Here is a 1519-nt window from a genome sequence, read left to right as displayed (position 1 = left end):
CATACGCATAAATTTGATTTGCGAAAATGTAGCTGTTTTATATCAAAATCTATTATATGTCCCAAACAATGTAAAGTGTGAAATGAAGGAAAAATTGTTCAAATAAAAGAATAATATTAAATTCAATTGGAGTGAGTTATATGTTTTTAGAGATTAGAGATGTGAAAAAAGCATATAAAATATAAAAGTTTGAAATATAAAAAGATAATTATGCTATATATGCTTTAATAAAAATGATATATAAATTAACTAAGATTTAGAAATATTATGTTATTATTGATAATTGTCAATTGTCAATTGAAATTGAACTCTAACATTTTGAATTATTTCCATATTAAATTGAAATGATTCATTAGTGTTAGGGTTTTTTATTAAAATCTTGTTTTATTAAAAATATTATAGTTGTTTAAGTTTACAATAAGGAATAAAATAGGCCATAAGATGATTTGGTTCAGCATTATAAATAAAAAATTAAAGAAATAATTTGGATATTAATAACATTATTTGTTGAGATTGACATGATAAGAAATTTTTAATATGATTTAAGAGGGGAGAACTTTAATAGAATGGCATAAATTGTAATTTTACGGAGGGATTATAGATTATGAAAGGGTTATGGGTAAACTTTGTGATGCTTTTTACTAATAAAATCTTAGGAGAAAGTTATGAAAAAAAGATAATAAAATCTAATAAAAAAAATGATCCAGATGGATTATGTATGATGGAAAGAATAGAAGCACATATCTGTGGCATAAGAGTAGCCATAAAAAATACAGAAGATGGTATTGAAATGCTGGATAAAACTGATGAAGGATTATGCAAAGTTCAAAAAATACTTCATAAAATGAATGAACTTGCAGTTCAATGTTCAAGTGGCACATATAGTAGGGAACAAAGAGAAAAAGTAGATGCAGAATATCAGGAATATAAGGAAGAAATTAATTTTATAGGTAGTAAAACCGTATACAATGGAATACCTATATTTGATCCATCAAAAAATCCTAATATAGATAATGTTGAAAACACTTTAAAATTGCAGATAGGTGCAGAAGTAAAAGAAGTAGTTAGAATAAAAGTAGATCCTATGAATATACTGGCTATTGGAATTGCAGATTCAGCTGTTTCTACTCAGGAAAAATCCAGAATTGCAATAACAAAAATACTCAATGCAATAGATTTGATTTCAGCTAGAAGAGTGTTAGTAGCTGGTACTAAAAAGAAGCTTAATGAGATAATAGAAAAACAAAGCGTTACTTTGGGAAATTTAAATGAATTAAAAATGAAATTCAGCAATAACAATACATCAACAATTAAGGCTGACAAAAGCTTCAATTTTAAAAGTACATATGATGAAAATGTAATCCCATTAGTTACAGGAAAGAGAGCTAATTGAAATATAGATATCACAAATTATAGCAATGACAATAGAAAAAATTTGAGATTATATTATATAACTAGACTTGTGCAGTAAATAGGAAAAATTTAAGCTACTAGTCCTAATTTGGAAATAGTAGACTCT

The 1519-nt window shown here is 25.5% G+C and carries 1 protein-coding gene; it reads left to right on the top strand.

Translation table 11 applies throughout. The annotated features are described in order from the left end of the window. Nucleotides 1–604 precede the first annotated feature (604 nt). Nucleotides 605–1393 carry a hypothetical protein gene (locus tag Q0F58_RS19590; RefSeq protein WP_294379780.1) on the top strand — a complete coding sequence of 263 codons (789 nt, stop codon included), beginning with the start codon at nt 605–607 and terminating at the stop codon, nt 1391–1393. The last annotated feature ends 126 nt before the right edge of the window (nt 1394–1519 follow it).

It is taken from the genome of uncultured Clostridium sp. (assembly GCF_934754915.1).
In the GTDB taxonomy this organism is placed as follows: domain Bacteria; phylum Bacillota; class Clostridia; order Clostridiales; family Clostridiaceae; genus Clostridium.
This window is presented reverse-complemented; position numbering and strand designations above follow the sequence as displayed.

Excerpts from the sequence above, each read along its gene's own strand:
- Q0F58_RS19590 (WP_294379780.1), top strand. The coding sequence starts at position 605 with ATGAAAGGGTTATGGGTAAACTTTGTGATGCTTTTTACTAATAAAATC.